The following is a 25,785-nucleotide window of genomic DNA, read 5'->3' on the forward strand; positions in this document are numbered from 1 at the left end:
CGTCACTTTCCTCTTCGTGAGTGGCCCGCTCCGCCGGAACCAGGAACGGAACGTCGTTCCGTTAACTATACGGAACACTGTTCCACATCGCAAACGTGCAGCCTGCTGTGGGTGTGGCAGCAGGAGGCCGGGCAGCGCTGTCAGGGCCTGACGTCAGCGACTCAGGACGTTCTCCCGCCGCATGTGGGACAGCTTCTCGGGATTGCGCACGCCGTAGATCCCGGTGATGAGGCCGTCGTCGATCCGCAGCGCCAGGACGGTGTCCAGGGCACCGTCGAGGTAAAGGATCAGCGCCGGGTGGCCGTTGATGTGCGTCGGCTGCCACGACGTGCCGGCCGGGACCTTGCCCCACCCGCCGGTCAGCAGGCGGGCCACCTTGTCGGCGCCGAGGATGGGCCGCGGGACGGCCTGCTTGATGCCGCCACCGTCGCCGAGCATGACCACGTCCGGCGCGAGGATGTCGAGCAGGTTCTGGATATCGCCGGTTTCGACCGCCCGTCGGAACGCGTCGAGCGCGGACCGGGTCTCGGCGGCGGAGACGACCTGCCGGGGCCGGCGCGCCGCGACGTGTGCGCGTGCCCGGTGGGCGATCTGACGGACGGCGGCGGGGTTCTTGTCGACGGCTTCGGCGATCTCGTCGTACCCGAGGTCGAACACTTCGCGGAGCACGAACACCGCGCGTTCGGTCGGCGCGAGGGTCTCCAGCACGAGCAGCATCGCCATCGAGACGCTGTCGGCCAGCGCGACGTCGTCGGCGACGTCGGGGGCGGTGAGCAGCGGCTCGGGCAGCCAGGGGCCGACGTACGACTCCCTGCGGCGGCTGAGCGTACGCAGGCGGGTCAGTGCCTGGCGGGTGGTGATGCGGACCAGGTAGGCGCGCTGGTCGCGGACCTCGCCGAGGTCGACGCCCGCCCACCGCAGCCAGGTCTCCTGGAGTACGTCCTCCGCGTCGGCGGCCGAGCCGAGCATCTCGTACGCGACGGTGAAGAGCAGGTTGCGGTGGGCGACAAACGCCTCGGTGGCCGGGTCCGGGCGGTCGTCGGCGGTGGCGGTCTGCGGCGTGCCCACCATGGGTGACTCCTGTTCGCTCTCGACTGCGTCACCCATCAGATGCCGGACCCGGCCGTTCTGTGACACCTACCGGCTGTGGCCGTCGTCCCATCGACACCGGAAGCGAAGGGGCGGCCGGTCAGCGACCGGCCGCCCCTTCTGCGGTACTGCGTCAGCCGGCGCCGCCGGCCCGGAACGCCACCCAGGCGTCACTCATCCGGTCCGCCTGGCCGGGGGTGAACATGTTCATGCAGGAGTCCTGCGTGTAGTCCATGAAGTTGTGGATCGGGTCCAGTCCGGGTGCGGTGCAGGTGTCCGCGCCGACCGGGCAGTTGAACTGCGGCTGCGCCTCGCGCGGGGTGTCCGCGACGAAGTCGCCGGAGGCGGAGCAGCCGTGCGCGAAGGTGTGCTCCAGCATCAGCCAGTGCCCGACCTCGTGCGTCAGCGTGTCACCGAGGGCGTACTTGCCGGCCGTGCCGCCCGGCATCGACTCGTCGAGCAGCACCACGCCGTCGATGAAGTCGCGGCCGTTGTTGTAGCCCTTCGGGAAGTACGCCCAGCCGAGCAGCCCACCGCCGATGTTCGCCGCGTACACGTTGAGGGTCCGGGAGTCGCCGGTGTACAGCGCCTTCTTCATGTCCCGCTCGTTCTTGCCGGGCACGACGGTGTACCAGTCGCTGTTCACCGTCCACGTGGTGTCGACCAGGTCGAACCGGAACGGCGTGTCGGCGGCGTCCGGGGCCGTACGGCCGGCGAACGAGTCGTTCAGAACCTCCATCTGAGCCGCGATCAGGGTGTTCCACCTGGCCGTCTCGGCGGCGGTGAGGGGGTGGTCCGAGATCATGTGGAAGACCGTCGGCACGGTGACGCTGCCGTTGGCCAGGCGCGGGGCGTCCTTGATGACGCCGTACGCGTTCGCCTCGTTCTTGGAGTACAGCTCCGGCTCTTTCGCCGTGGCGCCCTCGGCGACGCGGGCGACGCTGTGCTCGTGGGCATCCGGCTCGCACTCGGCGACACCCGGGGGGACGGTGACGGGTGCCGCCGCAACCGCGCCGTAGGCGCCGCCGGACGCCAGGAACGTGGCAGCGGTGGCGGTGAGGACTGCCAGTCGGAAGATGGGTCTCCTGTGCATCGGTGCACCTTTCGGGGGACGGATACGGTGCGGACTCGACGCGGGGTTGCCGATGACCAGGTCATCGACGTCGTCTCCGGTATGCAACCACGTCCGTGGCGTCGATAGAAGACCTGCGTTGCGGGCTGATCTGCCGGTGACGACCGGCAGCCGAGGAGGGCTACAGGACCCGGGTGGCCCGCTCGGCGGCGATCCGGGCGTCCCGCCGGGCCGGGTCGAGGTTGGCGCAGAGCACCACGGACGCGCCGACGGACAGCGGGGCGAGCAGCCACTTCAGCGGCTGCTCGTGCTCGGCCGGGTCCACCAGCAGCCGGTCGCCGGCCCGCAGGTCGAGCTGGTCCGCCACCTCCCGGGCGACGCTCCCCCACTCGTCGTAGCTGGTGCCGTCCGGGCTGGCCGGGTCCGACGGGTCGATCGAGGCATGGTCGGGTGGCGTGTCGCCGTGCCGGAGCACCTCGGTCGACCAGTCCAGCCAGCCGACGGGCCGGTCGGTCAGCGGCCCGTTCCCGACCAGGTAGCGGTGCGTCCCCTCGGGTACATCCTCCAGCCAGTCGTCCAGCCGCTCGGGCGTCACGAACACCGCGTCGTACGGCAGGTCGCCGCCGGGCTCCAGGACCGGCAACCCGGCCGTGGCGCGCGGCCGGAACGAGACCGCCAGGCCGACCGACCAGGCGCCAAGCAGAACCGCGGCGGTACGCCAGTGCGGTGGCAGCAGCACCGCCACGCGGCTGCCCGGGGCGAGGCCGCAGCCGTCCCGCAGCAGGCCGGCACTGCGCGCCACCCAGGTGCCGAGCTGCTGCGCGGTCAGGTCGACCCGCTCGCCGGTCGCGTCGTCGACGTACGTGAGCAGCGGCGCTTCGGTGCCGACGGGCCGGGCAGCGGCAAGGGTCAGACCGGTCATCGGTTCACCCTAACCACCGGACCCGACGTCGTCTGGTCGCCCCGTCGCGAGGCGCCCGGCACATTGACAGGCGTTGGCAGACTTCGCGGCGCGGGTCACGACCCGCCCCCGACCCGAGACGTCCTGGACGGAGGCCCACCGCCATGGGGACACGTACCCGCCGAGCGCTCACCGCGTTGTCGACCCTGCTGCTCGCCACCACGCTGACCGGGGCGCTCCCCGCCCAGGCCGATCCACTGCCCCCTCTCGACCCGATGGTCACCGCCACCGTCTACGCGCACTCGCCGACCACCGCCGAGTACCGCCCGGGCTGGGGATACACCGCCACCAACACCGAGGGTGGCGTGCTGGTCCGGCGGACAGGCACCGGGGCGTACACGGTGGTGCTGGAGGACGCGCCGGCGCGCGGCGGCGTCGCGCACGTCGTGGCGTACGGCAGCGGGCCGGTCTTCTGCACGGTCGCCGGCTGGTACCGCAGCCTGGCCGCGCCCGACCTGCTGATCCAGGTGCGCTGCTTCGCGGCCACCGGCGCGCCGGTGGACAGCCGCTTCGTGGCCACGTACAGCAACGCCCGGTGGACCGGTGACGGCCGTTTCACCTGGTTCGTCACCGACCAGGCGGTCCCCGTCGGGCTCCGCACACTGGCGGCCACCTACCGGTACGACTCCACCGGCGGCGAGGTCCGCTACGAGCGGCTCGGCACCGGTCACTACCGCTTCCACATGAACTACCGGTACGACTACTCCTTCCCCATGGCGCACGTGACGGCCGTGGGCAGCACCGGGGTGCACTGCCAGATCGGCCCGCCGGACCACTGGGAGGTCTGGTGCCGCAACGCCGCCGGCAACCTCGTCGACGCCCGGTTCGCCGTGACCTACGGCCGCCGGGTGGGCCTGCTCGGCCATTCCACCGGCCCGCGCATGCACACCGGCGTCCTCTACGGTGATCAGACGCTCGGCGTGGTCCCCGGGGAGAACTGGAACTCGACGCTCCCCGGACTCGGCGGCGCGGCCGTCCAACACCTCGGCACCGGGCACTACCAGATGCGGATCACCGGCACCGGCACGGCGTACGGCACGGCCTTCGTCAACGCCTTCCGCAACGACGCCGACCGGCCGCCGCACGGCTACTGCGGGGTGGCGGGCTGGGCCCGGTCCGGCAGCACCGACACCGTCGTCACCGTGCGGTGCTACGCGTACGGGGGCGTGCCGTCGAACCTCAACGCACGGGTCTCGTACACGACCTGGCCGGCCGCCTGACGCATTCAGCGGCCGGGCAGTTCCGGGCCGCCGTCGAGCAGGGGGGCCAGCAGGTCCCCCTGCTTCTCGACCCGCTTGAGCACCTCCGTCGCGGTGTACGGCTTCGTCGCCGGCCGCTTCCCCGCCGCTCCGGCCTCCACCTCGTCCCAGGTCAGCGGCGTCGACACCGACGGCACCGACTGGGCCCGCAGCGAGTACGGCGCCACCGTCGTCTTCGCCGCGTTGTTCTGACTCCAGTCGATGAAGACCTTGCCCGGTCGCAGGTTCTTCGCCATCTTCGACACGATCAGCCTGGGATGCGCCTTCTCGAGTTCCTGCGCGATGCCCCGCGCGTAGGCCGACACGTCGTCGGCGGACTGGGTGGCGCTGATCGGGCAGCAGAGCTGCATGCCCTTCTTCCCCGACGTCTTCGGATAGGACTCCACCCCGTCGGCCGCCAGCCGGTCCCGCATCAGCAGCGCGACCTGGCAGCACTGTCTCAGGGCGGCCGGCGCCCCCGGGTCCAGGTCGACGACCATCATGTCCGGGTGCTCGCCGACCCTCCACTGCGGTGTGTGCAGTTCCAACGCGGCGAGGTTCGCCAACCACACCAGCGTGGGCAGGTCGTCGGCGACCACGTAGTCGATCGTCTCCCGCCCCTTTGTCGACCCGGGGGCGGGCAGCGTCTCGACGCGTACCCAGTCGGGGGTCGCGGCCGGCGCGTTCTTCTCGAAGAACGACCCGCCGGTGACCCCGTTGGGGAAGCGGATCCGGGTCAGCGCCCGGTCGGCCAGGTGCGGCAGCAGCACCGGGGCGATGCGGGTGTAGTAGTCGATGATTTCGCCCTTGGTGAAGCCCGCCTCCGGGTAGAGCACTTTGTCCAGGTTGGACAGCTCCAGCGTGCGCCCCTCGACGTCCACCCTGAACCGGTCACCCGGCATCGTCGACCTCCTCCGGCGGCTTGTCCGGACGCAGACGCAGGATGCGCGGGAACCGCAGCCGCCCGTCCGGGGTGCGCTGGCCGTACTTGACCTCCACCACCACCCGGGGAGTTACCCAGACAGCGCCACGGGCATCCTCGCGCGGCACGTCGTCCGCGAAGGGTGACGCGCCGGTGCGCAGCGGCTCCAGTTCGCGCAGCAGCTCCCGCTCGATCGCCGCGCCGATCCCGCCGCCGACCCGCCCCCGGTAGGTGAGCCGCCCGTCCGGCCGGGGCACCCCCACCAGCAGCCCGCCGATCTTCCGTGCCCCCGGCCGCCAGCCGCCGACCACGAAGTCGCCGGTGACCTCCAGCTTGACCTTCACCCAGTCCGGGGAGCGCACGCCCGGCCGGTAGACCGAGTCGACCCGCTTGGCCATCACCCCCTCCAGGCCGTGCTCGCCGGCCGCTTCGTAGGTGGCCGGGCCGTCCGGAAAGACCGGCGGCACCGCCCAGCGGGCCGCGCCCAACCCCAGGCCGTCGAGCGCCGCCCGTCGATCGCGGTACGACCAGCCGGTGAGGTCCTGACCGCGCAGCCGCAGCACGTCGAAGATCATGTACGTGACCGGAACGGTGGCCGCCAGCCGAGCCGCCTTGACGGCGTTGCGCACGTGCATCCGCTCGGCCAACGCCGTGAACGACGGTTGGCCGGTCTGGTTGAACAGCACCACCTCGCCGTCGAGCAGGGCGTCGTCGACCTGCTCGGCCAGCGGGATCAGCTCCGGGTACGCGACGGTGATCTCCACGCCGGAGCGGGCGTACAGGTGGGGGTGGCCGCCGGAGAGGTCGGCGAGCGCACGGACGCCGTCCCACTTGAACTCGTACGCCCAGCCGTCACCCGCCGGGAGCGGCCCGGTCATCGCGAGCATCGGCTTGAGCGGCGCGCCGGGCACGATCCGACTGTAGTAGCAGGCGGAACACCTCGCGCCCGGTTCGATCGGATGCGAGCATGGTCGATACCGGGGAAGGGAGAGTGGGATGCGGGCGATCTGGAAGGGAGCGGTCTCTTTCGGGCTGGTCTCGATCGCGGTGAAGCTGTACTCCGCGACCGAGGAGAAGGACATCCGTTTCCACCAGGTGCACCGCGAGGACGGCGGTCGGATCCGCTACAAGCGCACCTGTCAGGTCTGCGGCGAAGAGGTCACCTACGACGACATCGCCAAGGGCTACGACATCGGCGGCGGCGAGATGGTGATCCTGACCGACGAGGACTTCGCCGACCTGCCGCTGACCACCTCGCACGCCATCGACGTGCTGGAGTTCGTACCGGCCGAGTCGGTCGACCCGATCCTCTACAACAAGGCGTACTTCCTGGAGCCCGAGGGCGCGGCCACCAAGCCGTACGTGCTGCTGCGCGACGCCCTGACCGACTCCGAGCGGGTGGCGATCGTGAAGGTGGCGCTGCGCCAGCGCGAGCAGCTCGCCACCCTCCGCGTCCGCGAGGGCGTGCTCCTGCTCAACACGATGCTCTGGCCCGACGAGATCCGAAAGCCCGACTTCGGCTTCCTCGACGAGGACCTCAAGGTCCGGCCGCCGGAGCTGGCGATGGCCAGCTCGCTGATCGACTCGATGGCCGGCGAGTTCCAGCCGGACGCGTTCACCGACGACTACCGGGCCGCGTTGCAGGAGGTCATCGACGCGAAGGTGGAGGGCCGCGAGGTCGTCCAGCCGGAGGAGGTCGAGGCGGCCCCGGCGGCGGCGGTGGACCTCATGGCGGCCCTGAAGGCGTCCGTGGAGCGGGCCCGCGCGGCCCGCGGCGAGGAGGCGCCGGAGCGCGCCGGTGGTGGTGGCGAGCCGACGCCGATCTCAGCGGCCCGGTCGGCGCAGAAGAAGGCGGCGGAGAAGAAGGCCGCCAAGGCCCCGGCGAAGAAGGCCGCCGAGAAGAAGGCGGCACCGAAGAAGACCGGGGCGGCGAAGAAGGCGGCACCGAAGAAGGCGGCCGAGGCGGAGAAGAAGCCCGCCGCCAAGAAGGCCGCCCCGAAGAAAGCCGCCCGCAAAACCGCATGAGGTGTAAGGAAGGGCCCCCGCTTAACGCCTGCGGTAGAGGAAGGGCCCCTTCTTAACACGTGGCGTTAAGAAGGGGCCCTTCCTTGCACCTCAGCCGCGGCCGAGTTTCTGGCTGGGGCGGATGCGGACGATCACCCGTTCCTCGCCGGCCTGGCGGAACGGGTAGGTGTCCTGCCCGAGGTACTTCTTCGCCATCCGGTCGATGTGCGCGTCCGCGCCCTCGTCGACCAGCTCGGCGGTGCCCTTCACCCACAGGGTGCGGAAGTCGTTCGCCTTGTCCACCACGGACACCGCGACCTCCGGGTTGCGGCGGATGTTCTCGTACTTCACCCGGCCCTTGGCGGTGTTGAAGATGATGTACTCGCCGTCGGTGTCCACCCACACGGGCGTGACGTGCGGTGTCCCGTCGGGCTCGACGGTCGCGACGTGAGCGAGCTGCGGCTCGGCCAGCAGGGCAAGGTCTTCATCGGTGAGGATCGCCATGCCTGCGAACGTACCGCCGTCGGGTGAACTCCACCGGGATCTCCCGGGACCGCTCCCCGCACGGGCGTCGGGATCCCGGCGGGTACGCTCCGCCGGCCACCCGCCGAGAGGACCCCGATGCCGTACACCCCCGACCTGGACCGGCTGCTCACGCCCGGCGGACGCTGGACCGACGAGCACGGCTCGTACGTCCTGGAGGTCCACCCTGTGGGTCCGGTCGTACTGCCGTCCGGCCGGGTGATCGGCTGCGACCCCCTGGTCTGCCCGGAGTCGGAGCCGTTCACGGTCGCCGTGCCGCCCGGCAGCTACCCGGCTCGGGCCTGGGTCGCGGTGGTGCTGCGGGAGGACGGCGCCGAGGTCGACCGCCGGGTCGCGGCTCTGGAGCTGGTGATCCGCGAGGCGCCGACCGTCGGCTGGGAGATGGCGGTGGCCGGCGACCAGGACGTGGCCGCGCTGGACGCCGGCGACTTCTTCGGGTACGGCGTCGACAGCGGCACCGGCACGCTGGCCGACCCGGCGGCGATGGCGGTGCTGGAGACGTGGGACCACGAGCGGGTGGAGGAGGTCTTCGTCGCCGGCCTCCCGGCGGACGGGCCGGTGCCCGGTCTCGTGATCGCCGAGCCGGACGGGGCGGACGGGGCCAATGTGGTGGCCGTGTCGTCGGGCTGGGGTGACGGCTGCTACGGCACCTGGATCGGACGCGACGCCGACGGCCAGGTCACCTCCTTCGTGACCGACTTCATGGTGGTGCCCGACCCGCGCTGAGCGCGTTAAGAAGGGGCCCTTCCTCTACCGCAGGCGTTAACGGGGGGCCCTTCCTTACATGCACTGGAAGCGGTCGGCCGGGTACCGTGTGCGTCGGCCTTCCCCCGGCACGCGGATGCCGGCCACCACCTTTCGAGCAGGGAGTCGACGCCGTGAGCGAGCGTACGCAGGACCGGGCCCAGAAGTCGGAGCGGCGTCTGGCCGCCCAGCTCGCCGCGCAGAAGGCGGCCGAGGCGAAGCGCCGCCGTCAGGCGTGGGCCGGTGGGCTCGCCGGTGTCGCCGTGGTGGCCGTGCTGATCACCGTCTTCGTGATCGTCGGTCAGGGGAAGGACGACTCCACCAACCAGGCCGCGTCCACCCCGTCGGCCGGCCCGTCGGCCAGCGCGTCGGCTCCGGCCGCCCCGGGGGGTGCGGGGGCGCCGCTGCCGGCGGGCGCGGACCCGGCGCTGAACACCCAGCCGAAGGTCGAGGCGGGCAAGGGTGAGCTGACCAAGCTCGTCGTCACCCCGCTGATCAAGGGCACCGGCCCCGCGGTGGCGAAGGGCCAGACGATCACCACGAACTACGTGGGCGTGTTCTACGCCGACGGCAAGGAGTTCGACTCCTCGTGGAGCCGGGGCGAGCCGGCCAGCTTCCCGATCGGCGTCGGCCAGGTCATCCCCGGCTGGGACCAGGGCCTCGTCGGGGTCAACGTCGGCAGCCGCGTGCAGCTCGACATCCCGGCCGAGCTGGCGTACGGCAACGACAAGTCCAGCGGTCGCCCGACCGGCCCGCTGCGGTTCGTCGTGGACGTCCTCGCCGCCCAGTGACCGGCGCGACACCCGATCGTCGCCCCAGGACGATGCAGTTGCCCACAGAGGGCTTCCGGCCCGTCACCTCACGGCAGTAGGTTCGGCGTCACCCCGGTCGGTTCGGACCGCCCGGGGTGACGATCGGACGCGGAGGTGCACGTGACGGCACTGGACGACCCGGGGCGGACCGCCCGACTGTTGTGGACGCACTTCGAGCCGGTGCACGCGGTCACCTACTTCCACCCCCGTGCGCGGGCCGCGTACGAGGCCGTCGGGTTGCGCGGCTACTGGCGGGGCTACTTCGCCGGGCGGGCTGCCCCCCTCGGCCCGGTCGGTGCCGCACCGGTGGTCGCGGCGTTCTTCAGCTTCGCCCCGCACATGGTCGCGCGGGCGCTGCCGGCGGTGTGGAAGCTCGCCACGCCGGAGGAGGCGCTGCGGGCCCGGCTCACCGGCGCCGTGCAGGCGCTCGCGGAGCTGACGTACGAGCTGCCCGAGGCGCACCTGGTCGAGGCCGCCGACCTGCTGGAGACCGCGGCCGGTGAGCTGGAGAACTCCGGTCGGGTGCTCGGCGCGGCCAACGCCGCACTGCCGCGCGGCGAGTACCCGCTGGCCCGGCTCTGGCAGGCGGCCACGACCCTGCGGGAGCACCGTGGCGACGGGCACGTCGGTGCGCTGGTCGCCGCCGACCTCGACCCGGTGGAGACCCTCGCCTGGAAGGTGGCGCTGGGGACCTCCCCGGTGAACCTGCTCGGCCGGGGCTGGACCGAGGACCAGTGGGCCGCGGCGCGCGACCGGCTCACCGACCGTGGCTGGCTCACCGCCGACGGCGAGCCGACCGAGCACGGCAGGACCGCGTTCCAGGCCGTCGAGGACGCCACCGACGCCGCCGCCGCACGGCCCTGGCGGATCCTCGGTACGGACCGCACCGACCGCCTGCGCGAGCTGCTGGACCCGGTCGCCCGGGCCGCCCACACGGTCATCCCGCCGGACAGCCCGATCGGCCTGCCCGCGCTGCAGAGCTGACCGTCGCGCTTTCGTCGGGCAGGATGGGCACGTGACGGATGCGGTGATCTTCGACCTGGACGGCGTGATCGTGGACTCGGAGCCGGTCTGGGAGGAGGTCCGGCGCGCGTACGTGGCGGCGCACGGCGGCTCCTGGCAGCCGGACACCCAGCGCCGGCTGATGGGCATGAGCACCGGCGAGTGGGCCGACTACCTCAGCGGCGAGCTGGGCGTCGACCGGACCGCCGAGCAGGTCGCGGCCGAGGTGGTCGAGGAGATGACCCGGCGGTACGCGGCGCGCGTACCGCTCATCGACGGCGCGGACGACGTCGTGCGTCGCATGGCCGGACGGTGGCCGCTGGGGTTGGCGAGTTCGTCGCCGACCCGGCTGATCGCGGCGGCGCTGCACGCGACGGGCCTGACCGACGTGTTCGGCGCGACGCTGTCGACCGAGGAGACCGCGCGGGGCAAGCCGGCGCCGGACGTCTACCTCGCCGTCGCGGAACGGCTCGGCGTCGACCCGACGCGGTGCGTGGCGGTGGAGGACTCCTCCAACGGCGTACGGTCCGCCGCGGCCGCCGGCATGACGGTGGTGGCGGTGCCGCACGGGTCGTACCCGCTGGACCCGGACGCCGTGGACGCGGCGGCGGTGGTGCTCGACTCGATCGGCGACCTGGTTCCGCAGACGGTGGAGCGACTCGGCTGACGCCGGTCAGATCGACCGGTTCCGGCTCGACCGGGGCAGGTACGGCCGCTGCCGGCCGTCCGGCCCCCGCACCTCCGCAGGTGGAGCGTCGGACTCCCCGGACGGCCGCCCGGTACTCGGGGGCTCCACGTCCCTCTCCAGCGCCGCGTGTCGCATGACCCGTCCCTCCCGCCGACTACCCCGTTGTACGGTTTCCGGGGCTTGCGGGATGAGCCGGGGCGAGCCGGGTACGCAGCCGACGGCGCGCCCGGGGCCGCGCGTCGCGTCGCAGGTGAGGAGACGGGGTTGAAGGCGATCGTGTACGAGCGCACCGGCGACGCCTCGGTGCTGCAACTGGTGGACCGGCCGGTGCCGGAGCCCGGACCGGGCGAGGTGCTGGTGCGGGTGGCCGTCTCGGGAGTGAACCCGACGGACTGGAAGGCGCGGCGGCAGTGGCCGCTGCCGGCCGGTTGGCAGACACCCGGGCAGGACGGCGCCGGGGTAGTCGAGGCGGTCGGCGAGGGCGTCGAACGGAACATGATCGGCGAGCGCGTCTGGCTGTGGGAGGCCGCGTGGCAACGGCCGTGGGGCACCGCCGCCGAGTACACGGTGGTCCCGGTCCGCCAGGCCGTACGCCTCGGCGACGCCTCCTTCGATTTGGGCGCGGCTCTGGGCATCCCGTTCCTGACCGCGCACCGGTGCCTGACGGCCGGGGAGTACATGCCGGACAAGTTGCACGCGGGTGCGCTCAGCGACCACGTCGTGCTGGTGCAGGGCGGCGCGGGCGCGGTCGGCAACGCGGCGATCCAGCTCGCCCGCTGGGCGGACGCCTGCGTCGTCGCCACGGTGAGCAGCGCGGAGAAGGCGCAGCTCGCGGCGGCGGCCGGAGCCTCCTTCGTCATCAACTACCGGGAACAGGACGTGGTCGAGGAGGTCCGCAAGATCGCCCCCGACGGGGTCCACACCGTCGTCGAGGTGGCCGCCGCGAGCAACGCCGCCGTGGACGCGCAACTCGTCCGGCACGGCGGGGCGGTGTGCGTCTACGCGGACGACGGCGGTGCGGAGGTGACGCTGCCGGTCCGCCCGCTGATGGTGCACAACGTCCGCTGGCAGTTCGTCCTCGTCTACACCGAGCCCAAGGTGGCGAAGGCCCACGCGATCAACGACGTGGCGGCGGCGGCCGCGCAGGGTGGTGTCCGGGTCGGCCAGGAGGCGGGACTGCCGCTGCACCACTACTCCCTGGCGGCGACGGCGGCGGCGCACGAGGCGGTGGAGAACGGCGTGGTCGGGAAGGTGCTGATCACCACCACCGACGCCCAGTGAGCGCGTGGCCGGGCGGGTTTCGTCGTCGCCGGGACAGAGGTGAACAACTTTCGCAAGAATGACGATGCGGGTCGCCCCGCAAAAAACGGGCGGCCCCGGCGCGGTGCGAACGCCGGGGCCGCCCTCTGGGGAGGGTGGTTCGAAGAGTGCCCCTACCCCTAACGGCGACGGGGTGCCGGAAAACGTTACGGGGCGGTCAGCTCCCGCACGCTGAGCCCGCCCTCGGCGTACCGGGAGCGGACCACCTTCTTGTCGAACTTGCCGACGCTGGTCTTCGGAACCGCGTCGATGACGGCCCAGCGCTCCGGCAACTGCCACCGCGCCACCGAGCCGGCCAGGAACTCGCGCAGTTCCTCGGCGCGGATCGACGCGCCCTCGCGGAGTACCACCGTGGCAAGTGGACGCTCACCCCACTTCTGGTCGGGTACGCCCACCACACACGCCTCCACCACGTCCGGGTGAGCCATCAGGGCGTTCTCCAACTCCACTGACGAGATCCACTCGCCACCGGACTTGATGACGTCCTTCGCGCGGTCGGTGAGGGTGATGTAGCCGTCTGGCGAGAGGAGCCCGACGTCACCCGTACGCAGCCATCCGTCGCGGAACTTCTCCTCGTCGGGGACGTCGTCGCCGACGTACCGCGCGGTCACCCACGGCCCCCGCACCTCCAACTCGCCAACGGACGTCCCGTCGGCGGGCAGCGGCTCGCCCAGCGGGCCGACGATCCGCGCCTCGACGCCGGCCGGCACCCGCCCCTGGGTGTAGCGGTAGCGCCAGGCCTCCTCGCCGGTCGCCCCGGCCGGCGGCCGGGCCACCGAGCCCAGCGGCGACGTCTCGGTCATCCCCCAGGCGTGGATCACTTCGATGCCGTGCCGCTCCGCGAAGGCGTGCATGAGCGCCGGAGGGCAGGCGGAACCACCGACGATCACCTCTCTCAGTGAGGACGTGTCCACGTCGTGACCGCCCAGGTGGGACAGCAGATCGTTCCAGATGGTCGGCACCGCGCCGGCCAGGGTGGGCCGCTCGGCGGCGATCATGTCGGCGATCGGGGCCGCCTGGAGGAAACGGTCCGGCATGATCAGCGACGCGCCGGAGAGGAACGCCGCGTACGGCAGCCCCCACGACATCGCGTGGAACATCGGCACGATCGCCAGCTCCCGGTCGGTCGGCGCGAGGCCGAACCCCTCCGGCATGCAGATCTGGAGCGAGTGCAGGTAGATCGACCGGTGCGAGTAGGCCACACCCTTCGGGTTGCCGGTGGTCCCGGAGGTGTAGCAGAGCGCGGCGGCGTCGCGTTCGTCCAGCTCCGGCCAGTCGTACGTCTCCGGCCGGTCGGCCAGCAGGGCGTCCCAGTGGTGTACGGCGATCCGGTCGCCGGCCGCCCCGACCAGCGGGGACGGGTTACCGCCGCCGACCACGACCACGTGCCGCACCGTCGTCATCTCGCCGATCACCCGGGCCAGCAGCGGGATGAGCGTCGAGTCGACCAGCACCACCCGGTCCTCGGCGTGGTTGGCGATGTAGGCGACCTGGTCCGGGAAGAGCCGGATGTTGAGGGTGTGCAGCACCGCGCCCATGCTGGGCACGGCGAAGTACGTCACCAGGTGCTCGTTGTTGTTCCACATGAACGTCGCCACACGCTCGTCGCCGGTGACGCCGCACTCGTCGCGCAGCGCGTGGGCCAGGCGGGCCGCGGCTCGGCCGACCTCCGCGTACGTCATCCGGCGCGGCTCGGCACCGGTCCAGGTGACGACCTCGGCCGTTCCGTGGACGGTGGCACCGTGGGTGAGGATGCGGGAGACCTGCAACGGGGCGTCCATCATCGTGCTACGCATGAGTAACAAGCTAGTGGCGGCGGTCACAGGTTGGGAACCCCGGAACGCCGGTCCTCCCGGCGCGGGCCTCGTAAATTGTGCGGGTGAGCATCTCCTGGGCGGACTCGTACGTCGGGCAACTGCGGGCCCTGGCCGGTGACCGGACGCTGATGTTCGTCGGCGCCCGTGCCGTGGTCCGGAACAACGCCGGCCGGGTCCTGCTGATCCGACGTTCGGACAACGGTCAGTGGGCGATGCCCGCGGGGGCGATGGAGCTGGGCGAGTCGATCGCCGACTGCGCCGTCCGCGAGGTCCGCGAGGAGACCGGGCTGCGCGCCCTGCGGGTATGCGCCTTCGCCCTCTACACCGGGCCGGACCGCATCCGCACCAACATGTACGGCCACACCTACCAGATCTTCACCGCGGCGTTCCGGGTCGAGGAGTGGGACGGGGATCTGACCCGGGTCACCGACGAGACGACCGACGCCGGGTTCTTTCCCCGCGAACGGCTCCCGACCCCGCTGTCGGCCAGTGTCCCGGAAACCCTCGCCGACCTGGACGTCTTCGAACAGACCAACCGGCTGATCCTCAAGTAGCCGGCGGGTCCTCCCCGCCCTCGTCACGTTCCGTCATCCGCGACCCGGTCGCCGCGCTCATCACTGTCCGTGGTCGCGTGGCCGGCGCCCGAATCCGGCTGCCGCCGCGCCACGGCTCCGATACCGCAACCACCAGCGGATACGCCATCCACCCATGGAGGGCCGCACAAGCTACCTCGCCCACTTTGCTCTGCACCCTGATACGCGCCAGTGACGGTCCGTGCCTGGCGCGCATGAGGGTGCAGAGCAAAGTGGGCGTGAGTGTCACCTGAACCCCAAGACCGATGGTCACGCAGAGTGGTCGAGGCGATTGGTGGAGTCGCTCGGCGGCCGGCGGCGCGACGACCGGCGGCGTCGACGACCAACGACGCGTACGACCAGCGGCGTCGACGGCCAGCGGCGTCCACGGCACGGCCGGCGGAGGCCGCCGAACCGGCACAGTGGGCGTCAGAGCAGCGTCTGGCTCTTCGACTCCATGTCGGCGGCGGCCTCCTCCTTCGACTCCTTCGCCAGCGGCTTTCCACCAGCGGCGGGGGCCTCGCCGCCCAGGCCGTCCGTGCCCCCGGTGGCGCCCTCCGGGCCCGCGCCACGCAGCTTCTCGTTCGGCAGGGCCAGCGTGACCAGGACCGCCACGATCGCGATCAGCCCGGTGGTCAGGAAGACCAGGTGCAGCGACTCGACGAAGGCGACCTGGACGGCGGCGCGCACCGGGTCGGGGAGCGCCAGGATGGTCGCCGGGTCGTTGATCGAGACGTCCGCACCGCCACCGGCCGCCGCACGCTGGTCCGGTGGAAGCTGGGCTACCGCACCGGGCAGCCGGTCGGCCAGCTCGGCGGTGAGCCGCGAGGAGAGCAGGGCACCCAGGATCGCCACCCCGAACGAACCACCGAGCGACCGGAAGAACGTGGCCGACGAGGTGCCCGCGCCGAGGTCACGCATGGACACCGCGTTCTGCACGGCGAGGATCAGCGACTGCATGCACAGCCCCAGGCCGACACCGATGACCACCATGAAGCCGAAGGCCACCCAGAGCGAGGTGTCCACCTCCAGCCGGGTGAACAGCAGCATCCCGACCGTCAGCACCGCCGCGCCGATCACCGGGAACCACTTGTACCGGCCGATGCGGCTCATCGCCCGGCCGGTGAGCACCGAGGTGACGATGATGCCGGCCATCATCGGCAGCATGAGCAGACCACTGCGGGTCGGCGAGGCGCCCTTGACGATCTGCAGGTAGAGCGGAATGAAGATGATCGACCCGAACATCACCAGGCCGAGTACGAAGCCGGCGGCATTGGCCAGCGCGAACGTCGCGCTGCGGAACAGCCGCAACGGCAGGATCGGCTCGGCGACCCGCGCCTCCTGAACCACGAAGAGCACCCCGAGCACCGCGCCGGCGACGAAGAGCCCGACGATCACGCCGGAGCCCCAGGGGTACTCGTTGCCACCCCAGCTCAGCGCCAGCAGCAGGCAGCTCACCCCGGCCACCAGCAGCCCGGCACCGAGCCAGTCGATCGCGTGGTCGCGACGGGTGAACGGGATCAGCCGCAGCACCCGCGAACAGACCGCGAGCGCGAGAATCCCCAGCGGCACGTTGATGTAGAAGATCCACCGCCAGTCGGTCTCCGCGAAGTACCCGCCGACCAGCGGGCCGGCCACCGAGGCGATCCCGAACACGGCACCGAAGAGGCCCTGGTAACGGCCCCGCTCCCGAGGCGCCACCACGTCCGAGATGATGGTGAACGCCAGCGTCAGCAGGCCACCCGCGCCGAGCCCCTGGATCCCCCGCGTGACGATCAACTGGGTCATGTCCTGCGACAGGCCGGCCAGCAGCGAGCCCAGCAGGAACGTGCCGATGGAGAAGAGGAACACCGGCCGGCGCCCGTACAGGTCGGCCATCTTCCCGTACAGCGGGGTCGAGGCGGTGGAGGCCAGCAGGTACGCGGTCACCACCCAGGAGTAGTGGTTGATCCCGCCCAGCTCGCCGACGATCGTCGGCAGGGCGGTGCCGACGATCGTCTGGTCGAGCGCGGCGAGCAGCATTCCCGTCATCAGGCCGAACATCAGCAGCCGGATCTGACGCCGGTGCAGCACCGGGGCTTCCGTGGTCATCCCGCCTTCTTTCCCTGCCGGTCGCGAACATGCGCGCACACCAGGAAAAACCCGTCGACAGGTCCGCGGGTGTCGGCCAGCATGCCGTCCGTGGAACTGCTCCGCCGGATGGCGCTGGACGTCACCCCGCTCCGCACCTCGCGGGACTTCCGCCTCGTCTTCGCGGCGGCGGGAGTATCCGGCTTCGGGTCCTTCATCACGTACGTCACCGTGCCGTACCAGGTGTACCAGCTCACCGGTGACCCCCTGCTGGTGGGGCTGCTCGGGATCTGCGAACTCGTACCCCTGCTGGTGATGGCCTTCGTCGGCGGCGCGCTCGCCGACTTCCTGGACCGGCGGCTGCTGGTCCTCGGCGCGGAGGTCGGCTTCACGCTGCTCTGCGGCGTACTCCTGCTCAACGCCCTGGGGTCGGAGCCGCAGCTGTGGTTGCTCTACCTGGTGGCGGGCCTGACCGCGGCCCTCGACGGCCTGCAACGGCCGGCCCTGGAGGGTCTGACGCCGCGCGTCGTGACCCCCGACGAGATTCCCGCGGCGAGCGCCCTGAACTCGCTGCGCATGCAGATCGCGCAGCTCGGCGGACCGGCCGTGGCCGGTGTGCTGATCGCCAGCGTCGACCTCGTCTGGGTGTACGCGATCGACCTGGCCACCTTCGCGTTCTCGCTGGTCTGCCTGGCGCTGGTCCGCGCGGTGCCACCACCGCCGGCCGCCGACCGGCCGTCGCTGCGGTCGGTCGTGACCGGCATCCGGTACGCGCGCAGCCGCCCCGAGCTGCTCGGCACCTACCTGGTGGACATCAACGCGATGTTCTTCGGCATGCCCCAGGCGCTCTACCCGTTCATGGCCGAGAGACTGGGCGGGCCGGCCGTACTCGGCCTGCTCTACGCCGCCCCGGCGGTCGGTTCGCTGCTGGCCACCCTCGGCTCCGGCTGGACGGCCCGGGTGCACCGGCACGGCCTGATGGTGGTCCTCGCCGCCGGCGCGTGGGGTCTCGGGATCATCGGCTTCGGGCTGGTCGGCTCCCTCTGGGCGGCGCTGTTCTTCCTCGTCCTGGCCGGCGCGGCGGACATGGTCTCCGGGCTCTTCCGGATGATCATCTGGAACCAGACCATCCCCGACCACCTGCGCGGGCGGCTCGCCGGCATCGAGCTGCTCTCCTACTCGACCGGCCCGCTGCTCGGCCAGCTCCGCTCCGGACTGATGGCCCGTACGCCGCTGGGCGTGCAGGGCTCGATCGTCTCCGGTGGCGTCCTCTGCGTCGTCGGCACCGTGGCCCTGGCGGCGGCCCTACCGGCGTTCCTCCGCTACGACGGCCGTCAGGGCCGGGCCCGCAAGGAAGCCGAAGACAGGGCCTGGGCCGAGGCGGCCAAGGTTTGACCTGCCGGACCCGGGGGACCCCGAAGGGCATGGCAGGAGCAGCAGCGGAACAGCGCCGGCTCGCCAGCGTCGTGGAGAGCTGGCTGGGGCGGCCCGTCCTGATCCTCGGTGACGCCATGCTCGACGAGTGGCGGTTCGCCGACACCGACCGGCTCTGCCGGGAGGCACCCGCACCCGTCCTCACCCTGCGCCGGCGGATCTCCGCCGCCGGGGGCGCCGCGAACACCGCGGTGAACGTGGCCGCACTGGGCGGCCGGGCCGCGCTGGTGGCCCCGGTCGGTGCGGACGCCGCCGGCGACGAGCTGCACGACTGCCTGGACCGGGCCGGTGTCTGGGACCGGACGGTCAGCCTGCACGGCCGGCCCACGGCGGTGAAGCGCCGGATGCTCGCCGGCAACCAGATCCTGCTGCGGGAAGACTCCGGCGAACCGGACGACGCACTCGACCTTGAGGGCGTCGAACACCTGCTCGCCGCGCTGGACTGCGCCACCGAGGAACTGCGGGCCGGCAGCGGTGAGGCGCCGACCCTGGTCGTCTGCGACTACGGGCTGGGCGGGCTGCCCACCCCCGTCCGCACCTGGCTGGTGAGGAACCGGGAGCGGTACGCGACGGTCGCGCTGGACGCCCACGACCTGGCCGACTGGCGGGGCCTCGCGCCGACCGTGGTCACCCCGAGCTTCGCCGAGGCGACGCGTCTGCTGGCCCGTGCCGCCGCCGACGCCCCGGCTCGGCCGGCCGGCGCCGGCCTGCACCTGGACCATCCGGACGGCGACCCGTCCGACGGCCCGTCCGAGTTGACCGTCGGCGTCGCCCCCGGCGAGGGGACGATCGGCGTGGCCTCCGGCGACGGGCCGGCCGGTGGGACCACGCGGCCGGGTGGTCCGACCCGACCGGGGCCGACCGGTGAGCCGACACCCGGCGAGGACCGGGTCGCCATGACCGGGGACGGCCTCAGCGTCACCGGCACCGGCGTGACCGTGAACGCCGACGCCGGTGAGGGGGTCGACCGGGCGGTGCTCGCCGAGTCCCGCCTCGCGGAGCTGCGGGCGCACACCGGGGCCGAGGTGGTCGCGGTGACCCTGGACACCGACGGGGCGGTGGTCGGCGGGCCCGACGGCGAACGCCGGCGCAGCCACAGCACCCCGGTCCCGGCGAGCCACGCCGTGGGTGCGGGGGACGCGTACCTGGCGGCGATGACGCTGGCGCTGGCCGCCGACGCGCCGCTGCCGACCGCCGCGCAGCTCGCCCAGCTCGCCGCCACGATCACCGTCTCGGACACCGGTACCTGCGTGTGCCGCCGCGAGGACCTGCTCGCGGCGTTGGACGCCCCGCTCGACACCGCCGGCCGGCAGGCCCTGGTCGGTGCCGCCGAGCTGGAGACCATCGTCGCGGAGCATCGGAGCGCCGGCCGGTCGGTGGTGTTCACCAACGGCTGCTTCGACGTGCTGCACCGCGGTCACGTCCGCTACCTGGAGCAGGCGCGGGCGCTCGGTGACCTGCTGGTGGTGGCGGTCAACTCCGACGGGAGCGTACGCCGGCTCAAGGGCACGGACCGGCCGGTCAACCCGGTCGAGGACCGCGTGGCCCTGCTGGCCGCCCTCGCCTGCGTCGACCACGTGGTGGTCTTCGAGGAGGACTCGCCGTCCCGGCTGATCGAGGTCGTCCGCCCCGACGTGTACGTCAAGGGTGGCGACTACCCGCCGGAGATGGTTCCCGAGGCGCCGCTGGTGCGCCGGCTGGGTGGGCAGGTCCGCACCCTGGGGTACGTGCCGGACCGGTCCACCTCGGCGATCATCGACCGGATCCGGGCGCACGGGCACGACCTCTCCTCCCCGGTGGCAGGTCAGGCGTGAACCGGCCGCTCGACCTCGGCTCGCCCGAGGAGTTCCGCGCCGCGCGCCGCCTGGACGTGCTGGTCCCGACGCGCAACCGGCCCGCCGAACTGGCGGTCACCCTCTCCGGGCTGGCCGCGCAGGAGGGCGTCGGAGAATTCGGGGTGGTGGTCAGCGACCAGTCCGACGGCGAGGCCGCATACCGGCATCCGGCGGCGGCGACGATGGTCCGGGCGCTGCGCCACCGGGGGCACCCGGTGCTGCTGACCCGCCGGCTGCCCCGGCGTGGACTGGCCGAGCACCGGGCCGCGCTGCTGGCCGCCTCCGCCGCCCGGTACGTCCTCTGCCTCGACGACGACGTCTGGCTGGAACCGGGCGCCCTTCGCCGGTTGGTCACGGCGATCGAGGAGCTGGGCTGCGGCTTCGTCGGCAACGCGGTGCACGGGCTGTCGTACGACGACGACGTGCGTCCGGAGACCCACCGGCACTACGAGGAGTGGGACAGGCCGCCGACGCCGGAGCGGATCCGCCCCGGCACGCCGGAGTGGCAGCGGGCGTCGATCCACCCGGCGGCGAACCTGCTGCACGTGACCCGGAAGCTCCGCCTGGCGCCGGGGGCGTGGCGGGCGTACAAGGTCTCCTGGATCGGCGGGTGCGTGCTCTACGACCGGGCGAAGCTGGTCGACTCGGGTGGGTTCGAGTTCTGGCGACGGGTGCCGGACAACCACCAGGGCGAGGATGTCGCCGCCCAGCTCGCCGTGTTGGCGCGCCACGGCGGCGCCGGTGTCCTGCCCAGCGGCGCGTACCACCTGGAGTCGCCGACCACGGTCACCGAGCGCGACGTGGAGGCGTGGGAGATCGTCCTCGCCGACGAGGACGCTCCGCAGCCGGCCTGACGCGGTGTGATGCGGTTGTTAAGCGGGGGCCCTTCCTCTACCGCAGGCGTTAAGAAGGTGCCCTTCCTTACAGTAGTTCGCGGGCCGCCTCCAGCACCTCGACCAGCGGCACGTCGGTCACGAACGAGTCCCGGTGCGGGCACTCGCCGTCGCCGGGGCGGTGCGGGTAGATGCCGGGAGTGCAGTCCACACCGCACACCGGGCAGTGGACGGTCCAGGAGCTGATCGGGCGGTGCCGGGCGCGCAGCGGCGTCGCGGTGTTGATGAGGTTGCCGACCCAGAAGATGCCGACGGTCGGCGTACCGACCGCGGCGGCCAGGTGCAGCGGGCCGGTGTCGTTGGAGACCACCAGCGCACAGCCGGCGTAGCAGCCGGCCAGCCCACCGAGGCTGAGAGTGCCGACCTGGGGACGGACGGGCACCCCGGCCGCCTCGACCACGCGGTCCACCACCTCCCGCTCGGCGGGCGTGCCGGTGACCAGCACCTCGTACCCGTCGCCGTGCAGCTCACGGGCCACCTCGCCGAAGCGCTCCGCCGGCCACCTTCGCCGGGTGTCGGTGGCACCGGGGTGCAGCGCCACCCGGGGCCGCTCCGCGGGGCCGAGCACCTCGTCCGCCTCGGCCCGGTCTGCGTCGGTCACCGCGAGCGTCGGCACGATCGTCGTGGCCGGGGCACCGACCAGCGCCGCCACCTCCAGGTAGCGGATCACCTCGTGCTGGTAGTAGACGTAGCGGATCCAGCGGTCCAGCGGCGGCGCGTCCTCGGCGCGGAGACCGGCCGTGATCCGCGCGCCGAGCCCGCTGACGATGGGGTTGGAGTTCGCCCCGCCGCCGTGCACCTGCAACGCCAGGTCGAAGCGTTCCTTGCGGGCCGCCGCCAGGAAGCTGTCCAGCGTCGACTCCGGCTCACCCGGATCCGGTGCCCGGATCCCGGGCGCCGGCGGCACGACCAGGACGCGGTCCACCGGGCCGGGCCGGTCGCGCCAGAGCTTCGCGTGCCAGGGCGCGCCGATCAGCACGATCTCCGCCTCCGGGTACGCGGCCCGCAGCGCGTCCAGCGCCGGCAGTACGAAGATGAAGTCACCGAGCGCGTTCGCGCGCAGGACCGCGATCCGTTCGACGTCGGGCACACGCTCGGCGGTCGGGCCGAGCAGGTTCGGGGTGACCACGTGCCCGCTACGGCCGGTCGATCTCGACCGAGGTGTCCGGGTGGTGCAGCTCCCGGTCGGCGGCGGGGTCGATCACGGTCGGCGTACCCCCGGAGGCGCCGGAATCCCGCGGCCCGGCACGGCCGACGGTGATGGTGCGCGGCGCGGGCCGGGACGCCCGGGGCAGGTGGACCCGCAGCAGACCGTGGTCCATCACGGCGTCGATGGCGTCGGGGTCGACGCGGGACGGCAGGTCGACCCGGTACTCGAAGCCCCGGGTCTCGAAGCCGCCCGGGATGCCGTGGTCGGCGTTGACCTCCGCCTCGGAGCGGGCACGGACGCACAGCTCCCGGTCGTCCAGCTCGACCGCCACCTCCTCGGGTGCCACGCCGGGCAGCCGGACGACGACCTCCCAGCCGTCGCTTGTCTCGCTGAGTTCCACGTCCGACGGGCCGGACCGGCCTCCGACCAGCCGGCTCAGCTCGGACCGCAGGGACTGCAACTCGCCCATCGGATCCCAGCCCTGCTGCCGGCCGCGCCAGCCCCGACCGAAACCACTGCCGTGTTCGCTCATCGCTGTACCTCTCCGATCCGGTGGGTGGTCGCCGGCGGTCGCAGGGAACTGGGGGCGTCCAGGCCGGCCTCGCGGTCGACGCCGACGCCGAGGCGGTCGACCAGTTCACCGCCGAGCCAGGCGCTGACGCCGAGAATGGCCAAGGCGACCACCTCGATGGCGATCAGCGCGCCGCCGGCCGCTCGCGAGTCGGCGTTGAGCCGGACCACCCAGACCGCGGCGAAGAGCAGGATCACCGCGACGTTGGCCGCCGCGTGGGTGAGCGCCACCCGCTTCGCGCGGGTGCCGGTCGGGATGGCCAGCAGGTCGAACGTCCCGGCCACCGCGGCCAGCAGGCCGACGGCGAGACCGACGGTGATGTTCCAGTACGCGACCTCACCGAGGAAGTCCGGACCGCCCACGGTGTCGACGAGGTCGAAGAGCACCGCGGTGACCAGCAGGCCGACCGGGAACATCACCAGCATCGGGTGGACCGGGTGGCCCAGCACCTTCAGTCGGCTCTCCATGACCGGGCCTCCACTGCTCGGTGTTCCGCCGGCGGGTCGCGTGAGGCGGTACCCCCGACACCCGGGGACAAACCTCGCGCTGGTGGCGCGCGCCTAGGCTGACGAACGGTGGCCTTCCGCCACCGGAGTCAACGGTCGGGGGAGGAACACGTGACGGTGGAGATCACGACACACGAGGAACTGCGCGAGCTGCTCGGTACGCCCAACGCGCGCTCCGCTGCCAAGGAACGCACCCGCCTGCACGAACGGGACCGGCAGTGGCTGGCCGCGTCGCCGTTCTGCCTGGTCGCCACCGCCGGTGTGGACGGCACCTGCGACGTCTCCCCCAAGGGCGACCCGCCCGGCTTCGCCCTGGTGCTGGACGACACGACCGTCGCCATTCCCGAACGACCGGGCAACAAGCGGGCGGACGGCTACCGCAACATCCTGGACAACCCGCACGTCGGGCTGCTCTTCCTGATCCCCGGCCGTACCGACACCCTGCGGATCAACGGCCGCGCCCGGCTGGTCCGGGACGCGCCGTTCTTCGCCGACATGGTGGTCAAGGGTCACCGCCCGGTCCTCGCCGTGGTCGTGGAGATCGAGCAGATCTTCTACCACTGCGCGAAGGCGTTCCTCCGTTCCGCGCTGTGGCGGCCGGAGGCCTGGGCCCCCGACGCCCTGCCCACCCGGGCGCGTCTCGTCAAGGAGGTCGAGGCACCGACCGAGAGCCTGGAGGACCTGGAACGGCACTACGGCCCGGAGTACGCCACGAAGATCTACGTCTGACCAGCGCCACGTTTGAGTCCCCGCCTCGGGGTACTGATTTCTTCCGACGGCCCGCCGCACCCCCGCGGCACCACCCCCTGGAAACGGGTCGAAGGAAGGACGTGCCTCCCATGCCCACGCGAAACAGCTCGGGATCGACCGCGACCAAGAACCCTCCGGGCAACCAGACTCCCAACACGCCGGACATCAACGAGAGTGAGATCGCCCGGCTGAAGGTCGACCAGTTGCGTGACCGGCTGCGCCGCCGTGGTGTCACCGACACCGCCGACATGAAGAAGGACGACCTGGTCGAGGCTCTGATCAAGGCCATGAAGGACGGTGCCTCCACCTCCTCGGGCGGCGCGAAGTCGACCGGCGGCAGTGCGAGGTCCGGCAGCGCGTCGGACAACCCGCCCGGCAACCAGACGCCGAACACCCCGGACATCAACGAGAGCGAGATCGCCCGGCTCAAGGTCGACGACCTGCGTACGCGGCTCCGCTCCCGGGGCGTCACCGACACCGCCGACATGAAGAAGGACGACCTGGTCGAGGCCCTGATCAAGGCCATGAAGGACGGCTCGGGCGGCTCCGGCGCGTCCGGGTCCTCCGGTGGCGGCGTCCGGACCGGTTCCCACACGTCCAGCTCGGTGAAGTACTCGCAGGAGATCCGCTCGGTCGACGACGAGGCGGAGCGGCCCGGCCGCAGCCTGGTCACCACCGACCACGACGTCATCCGCCAGTGGGCGGAGGCCCGCAAGGGTGTGCCCTGCACCGTCGACGGGACCGAGCACGACGGCCACGCGGGCGTGCTGCGCTTCGACTTCCCGGCCGGCGGCCGGGAGGACCGACTGCGCGAGATCAGCTGGGAGGACTGGTTCGACGCCTTCGACCGGCGTCGCCTGAACTTCATCTACCAGGAGGAGCGCTCCGACGGTAAGCAGAGCAACTTCTTCCGCCTGGAGAGCCCCGACCGCGAGGACGGCTGACCCCCACCCGTACGCCGAACAGGCCCGGACCGGCACCCGCCGGTCCGGGCCTGCGTCGATCCGGGCCTGCGTCGGTCCGCCCTGGACGATCGTGAAGTTCCTGGTTGGGTCCCCTCGTCGAGGGTAGGAGTTCTGATGACAGAGGTTCGACCTGACGAGAGGATTGCCCATGACCACCACGGTCGAGAAGTCCATCGAGGTCCAGGTCCCGGTCAGCACCGCGTACAACCAGTGGACGCAGTTCGAGGAGTTCCCCCAGTTCATGGGGGCCGTCCGGGAGGTCCGGCAGCTCGACGACAAGCGGATGCACTGGGTTGCCGAGATCGCGGGCGTACAGCGCGAGTGGGACGCGACCGTCCTGGAGCAGGTACCCGACACGAAGGTCGCCTGGGCGGCCACCGAGGGCGCGACCAATGCCGGCGCGGTCTACTTCACCCCGGTCGGCACGGACCGCACCATGGTGCGGCTGCACCTGGAGTACGAGCCGGAGGGCCTGGTCGAGAAGGCCGGCGACAAGCTCAACATCGTCGAGAAGCAGGCCGAGTCCGACCTGAAGAAGTTCAAGTCGTTCATCGAGAGCCGGGGCACGGAAACCGGATCCTGGCGCGGCACCATCGACAACGGTGTCGGCGTCGGCACGCCGGGCGTCGAGGACGCCGCGGCCACCCGGGGTGACAGCGGCAAGGCCGGCGTGTCCGGCAAGGCCGTGGCCGCCGGTGCCGCGGTGGCCGGAGTGGCGGCGGCAGGTGCCGCGGCAGCGGCCGTGAAGCACCGCTCCGGCACCGACGAGGACGACGAGCCGATCACCACCACGACCGAGACGGAGTACGTCGTCACCGACGAGTACG

The 25,785-nt window shown here is 72.1% G+C and carries 23 protein-coding genes and 2 pseudogenes; 14 read left to right on the forward strand and 11 right to left on the reverse strand.

Annotated features, from left to right (window positions below; genetic code table 11):
* Positions 1–153: 153 nt before the first annotated feature.
* The 3 genes from ACTMSW_RS17130 to ACTMSW_RS17140 all read right to left on the reverse strand — a co-directional run bounded on the left by ACTMSW_RS17130 (position 154) and on the right by ACTMSW_RS17140 (position 3,083).
* Positions 154–1,071 carry an RNA polymerase sigma-70 factor gene (locus tag ACTMSW_RS17130; RefSeq protein WP_441181603.1) on the reverse strand — a complete coding sequence of 306 codons (918 nt, stop codon included), beginning with the start codon at positions 1,069–1,071 and terminating at the stop codon, positions 154–156.
* A gap of 151 nt (positions 1,072–1,222) precedes the next feature.
* Complete coding sequence (locus ACTMSW_RS17135; RefSeq protein ID WP_441181604.1) at positions 1,223–2,182, reverse strand: zinc metalloprotease; 960 nt, start codon at positions 2,180–2,182, stop codon at positions 1,223–1,225.
* A 160-nt stretch (positions 2,183–2,342) separates the two neighbouring features.
* Positions 2,343–3,083, reverse strand: coding sequence for a TIGR03089 family protein (locus tag ACTMSW_RS17140; RefSeq protein WP_441181605.1), 741 nt, complete (start codon positions 3,081–3,083; stop codon positions 2,343–2,345).
* A 143-nt stretch (positions 3,084–3,226) separates the two neighbouring features.
* On the opposite strand from ACTMSW_RS17140, the gene ACTMSW_RS17145 reads away from it, so the two are divergent.
* On the forward strand, positions 3,227–4,342 hold the full coding sequence (locus tag ACTMSW_RS17145) for a hypothetical protein (protein ID WP_441181606.1): 1,116 nt from the start codon (positions 3,227–3,229) through the stop codon (positions 4,340–4,342).
* A gap of 5 nt (positions 4,343–4,347) precedes the next feature.
* Here ACTMSW_RS17145 and ligD (ACTMSW_RS17150) read toward each other — a convergent pair whose 3' ends face one another.
* Together ligD (ACTMSW_RS17150) and ligD (ACTMSW_RS17155) are read right to left on the reverse strand one after the other, a co-directional pair.
* On the reverse strand, positions 4,348–5,262 hold the full coding sequence (ligD, locus tag ACTMSW_RS17150) for a non-homologous end-joining DNA ligase (RefSeq protein WP_441181607.1): 915 nt from the start codon (positions 5,260–5,262) through the stop codon (positions 4,348–4,350).
* A complete protein-coding gene (ligD, locus tag ACTMSW_RS17155; protein WP_441181608.1) occupies positions 5,252–6,193 on the reverse strand; it encodes a non-homologous end-joining DNA ligase in 942 nt (313 codons plus the stop codon). The genes ligD (ACTMSW_RS17150) and ligD (ACTMSW_RS17155) overlap by 11 nt, the downstream gene beginning before the upstream one ends.
* An 85-nt stretch (positions 6,194–6,278) precedes the next feature.
* Here ligD (ACTMSW_RS17155) and ku point away from each other — a divergent pair, with 85 nt between their 5' ends.
* Positions 6,279–7,307, forward strand: a complete 1,029-nt coding sequence (gene ku, locus ACTMSW_RS17160) for a non-homologous end joining protein Ku (RefSeq protein WP_441181609.1) — start codon at positions 6,279–6,281, stop codon at positions 7,305–7,307.
* Between the two features lie 90 nt (positions 7,308–7,397).
* Here the strand turns inward: ku and ACTMSW_RS17165 are convergent, their stop codons facing one another.
* Positions 7,398–7,790, reverse strand: coding sequence for a PPOX class F420-dependent oxidoreductase (locus ACTMSW_RS17165; protein ID WP_441181610.1), 393 nt, complete (start codon positions 7,788–7,790; stop codon positions 7,398–7,400).
* 117 nt (positions 7,791–7,907) lie between these two features.
* Here ACTMSW_RS17165 and ACTMSW_RS17170 point away from each other — a divergent pair, with 117 nt between their 5' ends.
* The 5 genes and pseudogenes from ACTMSW_RS17170 (at position 7,908) to ACTMSW_RS17190 (ending at position 12,356) form a co-directional block, all read left to right on the forward strand.
* Positions 7,908–8,555: a DUF4241 domain-containing protein gene (locus ACTMSW_RS17170; protein WP_441181611.1), complete on the forward strand. Its 648-nt coding sequence runs from the start codon at positions 7,908–7,910 to the stop codon at positions 8,553–8,555.
* A 115-nt stretch (positions 8,556–8,670) separates the two neighbouring features.
* A pseudogene (locus tag ACTMSW_RS17175) lies at positions 8,671–9,364 on the forward strand (FKBP-type peptidyl-prolyl cis-trans isomerase).
* Positions 9,365–9,514: 150 nt separating this feature from the next.
* Positions 9,515–10,369, forward strand: a complete 855-nt coding sequence (locus ACTMSW_RS17180; RefSeq protein WP_441181774.1) for an SCO6745 family protein — start codon at positions 9,515–9,517, stop codon at positions 10,367–10,369.
* 31 nt (positions 10,370–10,400) lie between these two features.
* The gene (locus ACTMSW_RS17185) at positions 10,401–11,054 is read left to right on the forward strand and encodes an HAD family hydrolase (RefSeq protein ID WP_441181612.1); all 654 of its coding nucleotides are present in this window, start codon (positions 10,401–10,403) and stop codon (positions 11,052–11,054) included.
* Positions 11,055–11,339: 285 nt separating this feature from the next.
* Positions 11,340–12,356, forward strand: coding sequence for an NADPH:quinone reductase (locus ACTMSW_RS17190; RefSeq protein ID WP_441181613.1), 1,017 nt, complete (start codon positions 11,340–11,342; stop codon positions 12,354–12,356).
* 185 nt (positions 12,357–12,541) lie between these two features.
* Here ACTMSW_RS17190 and ACTMSW_RS17195 read toward each other — a convergent pair whose 3' ends face one another.
* Complete coding sequence (locus ACTMSW_RS17195) at positions 12,542–14,176, reverse strand: fatty acid--CoA ligase (protein ID WP_441181775.1); 1,635 nt, start codon at positions 14,174–14,176, stop codon at positions 12,542–12,544.
* A 98-nt stretch (positions 14,177–14,274) separates the two neighbouring features.
* Between ACTMSW_RS17195 and ACTMSW_RS17200 the strand changes: the two genes are divergently transcribed.
* Entirely contained in the window at positions 14,275–14,766 is a 492-nt protein-coding gene (locus ACTMSW_RS17200; protein ID WP_441181614.1) for an NUDIX domain-containing protein, read from the forward strand.
* 447 nt (positions 14,767–15,213) lie between these two features.
* Here ACTMSW_RS17200 and ACTMSW_RS17205 read toward each other — a convergent pair whose 3' ends face one another.
* The gene (locus ACTMSW_RS17205; protein ID WP_441181615.1) at positions 15,214–16,875 is read right to left on the reverse strand and encodes an MDR family MFS transporter; all 1,662 of its coding nucleotides are present in this window, start codon (positions 16,873–16,875) and stop codon (positions 15,214–15,216) included.
* A gap of 90 nt (positions 16,876–16,965) precedes the next feature.
* Here ACTMSW_RS17205 and ACTMSW_RS17210 point away from each other — a divergent pair, with 90 nt between their 5' ends.
* The 3 genes from ACTMSW_RS17210 to ACTMSW_RS17220 are packed head-to-tail and all read left to right on the forward strand — an operon-like array spanning position 16,966 to position 20,977.
* On the forward strand, positions 16,966–18,249 hold the full coding sequence (locus ACTMSW_RS17210; RefSeq protein ID WP_441181616.1) for an MFS transporter: 1,284 nt from the start codon (positions 16,966–16,968) through the stop codon (positions 18,247–18,249).
* Positions 18,250–18,278: 29 nt separating this feature from the next.
* Complete coding sequence (gene rfaE2, locus ACTMSW_RS17215) at positions 18,279–20,102, forward strand: D-glycero-beta-D-manno-heptose 1-phosphate adenylyltransferase (RefSeq protein WP_441181617.1); 1,824 nt, start codon at positions 18,279–18,281, stop codon at positions 20,100–20,102.
* Positions 20,099–20,977, forward strand: coding sequence for a glycosyltransferase (locus tag ACTMSW_RS17220; RefSeq protein WP_441181618.1), 879 nt, complete (start codon positions 20,099–20,101; stop codon positions 20,975–20,977). The genes rfaE2 and ACTMSW_RS17220 overlap by 4 nt, the downstream gene beginning before the upstream one ends.
* A gap of 67 nt (positions 20,978–21,044) precedes the next feature.
* Here ACTMSW_RS17220 and ACTMSW_RS17225 read toward each other — a convergent pair whose 3' ends face one another.
* Genes ACTMSW_RS17225 through ACTMSW_RS17235 form a run of 3 tightly spaced genes read right to left on the reverse strand, consistent with a single transcriptional unit; the run spans position 21,045 to position 23,204 of the window.
* Positions 21,045–22,145, reverse strand: coding sequence for a glycosyltransferase family 9 protein (locus tag ACTMSW_RS17225; protein ID WP_441181619.1), 1,101 nt, complete (start codon positions 22,143–22,145; stop codon positions 21,045–21,047).
* Between the two features lie 7 nt (positions 22,146–22,152).
* Positions 22,153–22,698, reverse strand: coding sequence for an Hsp20/alpha crystallin family protein (locus tag ACTMSW_RS17230; RefSeq protein ID WP_441181620.1), 546 nt, complete (start codon positions 22,696–22,698; stop codon positions 22,153–22,155).
* Positions 22,695–23,204 carry a DUF2231 domain-containing protein gene (locus tag ACTMSW_RS17235; protein WP_441181621.1) on the reverse strand — a complete coding sequence of 170 codons (510 nt, stop codon included), beginning with the start codon at positions 23,202–23,204 and terminating at the stop codon, positions 22,695–22,697. The genes ACTMSW_RS17230 and ACTMSW_RS17235 overlap by 4 nt, the downstream gene beginning before the upstream one ends.
* 150 nt (positions 23,205–23,354) lie before the next feature.
* Between ACTMSW_RS17235 and ACTMSW_RS17240 the strand changes: the two genes are divergently transcribed.
* From ACTMSW_RS17240 to ACTMSW_RS17250, 3 genes and pseudogenes are all read left to right on the forward strand, one after another.
* Positions 23,355–23,972, forward strand: coding sequence for a pyridoxamine 5'-phosphate oxidase family protein (locus tag ACTMSW_RS17240; RefSeq protein ID WP_441181622.1), 618 nt, complete (start codon positions 23,355–23,357; stop codon positions 23,970–23,972).
* A 110-nt stretch (positions 23,973–24,082) separates the two neighbouring features.
* Positions 24,083–24,937, forward strand: coding sequence for a hypothetical protein (locus tag ACTMSW_RS17245; RefSeq protein ID WP_441181623.1), 855 nt, complete (start codon positions 24,083–24,085; stop codon positions 24,935–24,937).
* A 169-nt stretch (positions 24,938–25,106) separates the two neighbouring features.
* Positions 25,107–25,556 (forward strand): annotated as a pseudogene (locus tag ACTMSW_RS17250) (SRPBCC family protein); the annotation flags it as partial.
* Between the last annotated feature and the right edge of the window lie 229 nt (positions 25,557–25,785).

It is taken from the genome of Micromonospora sp. BQ11 (assembly GCF_052068135.1).
Lineage (GTDB): Bacteria > Actinomycetota > Actinomycetes > Mycobacteriales > Micromonosporaceae > Micromonospora.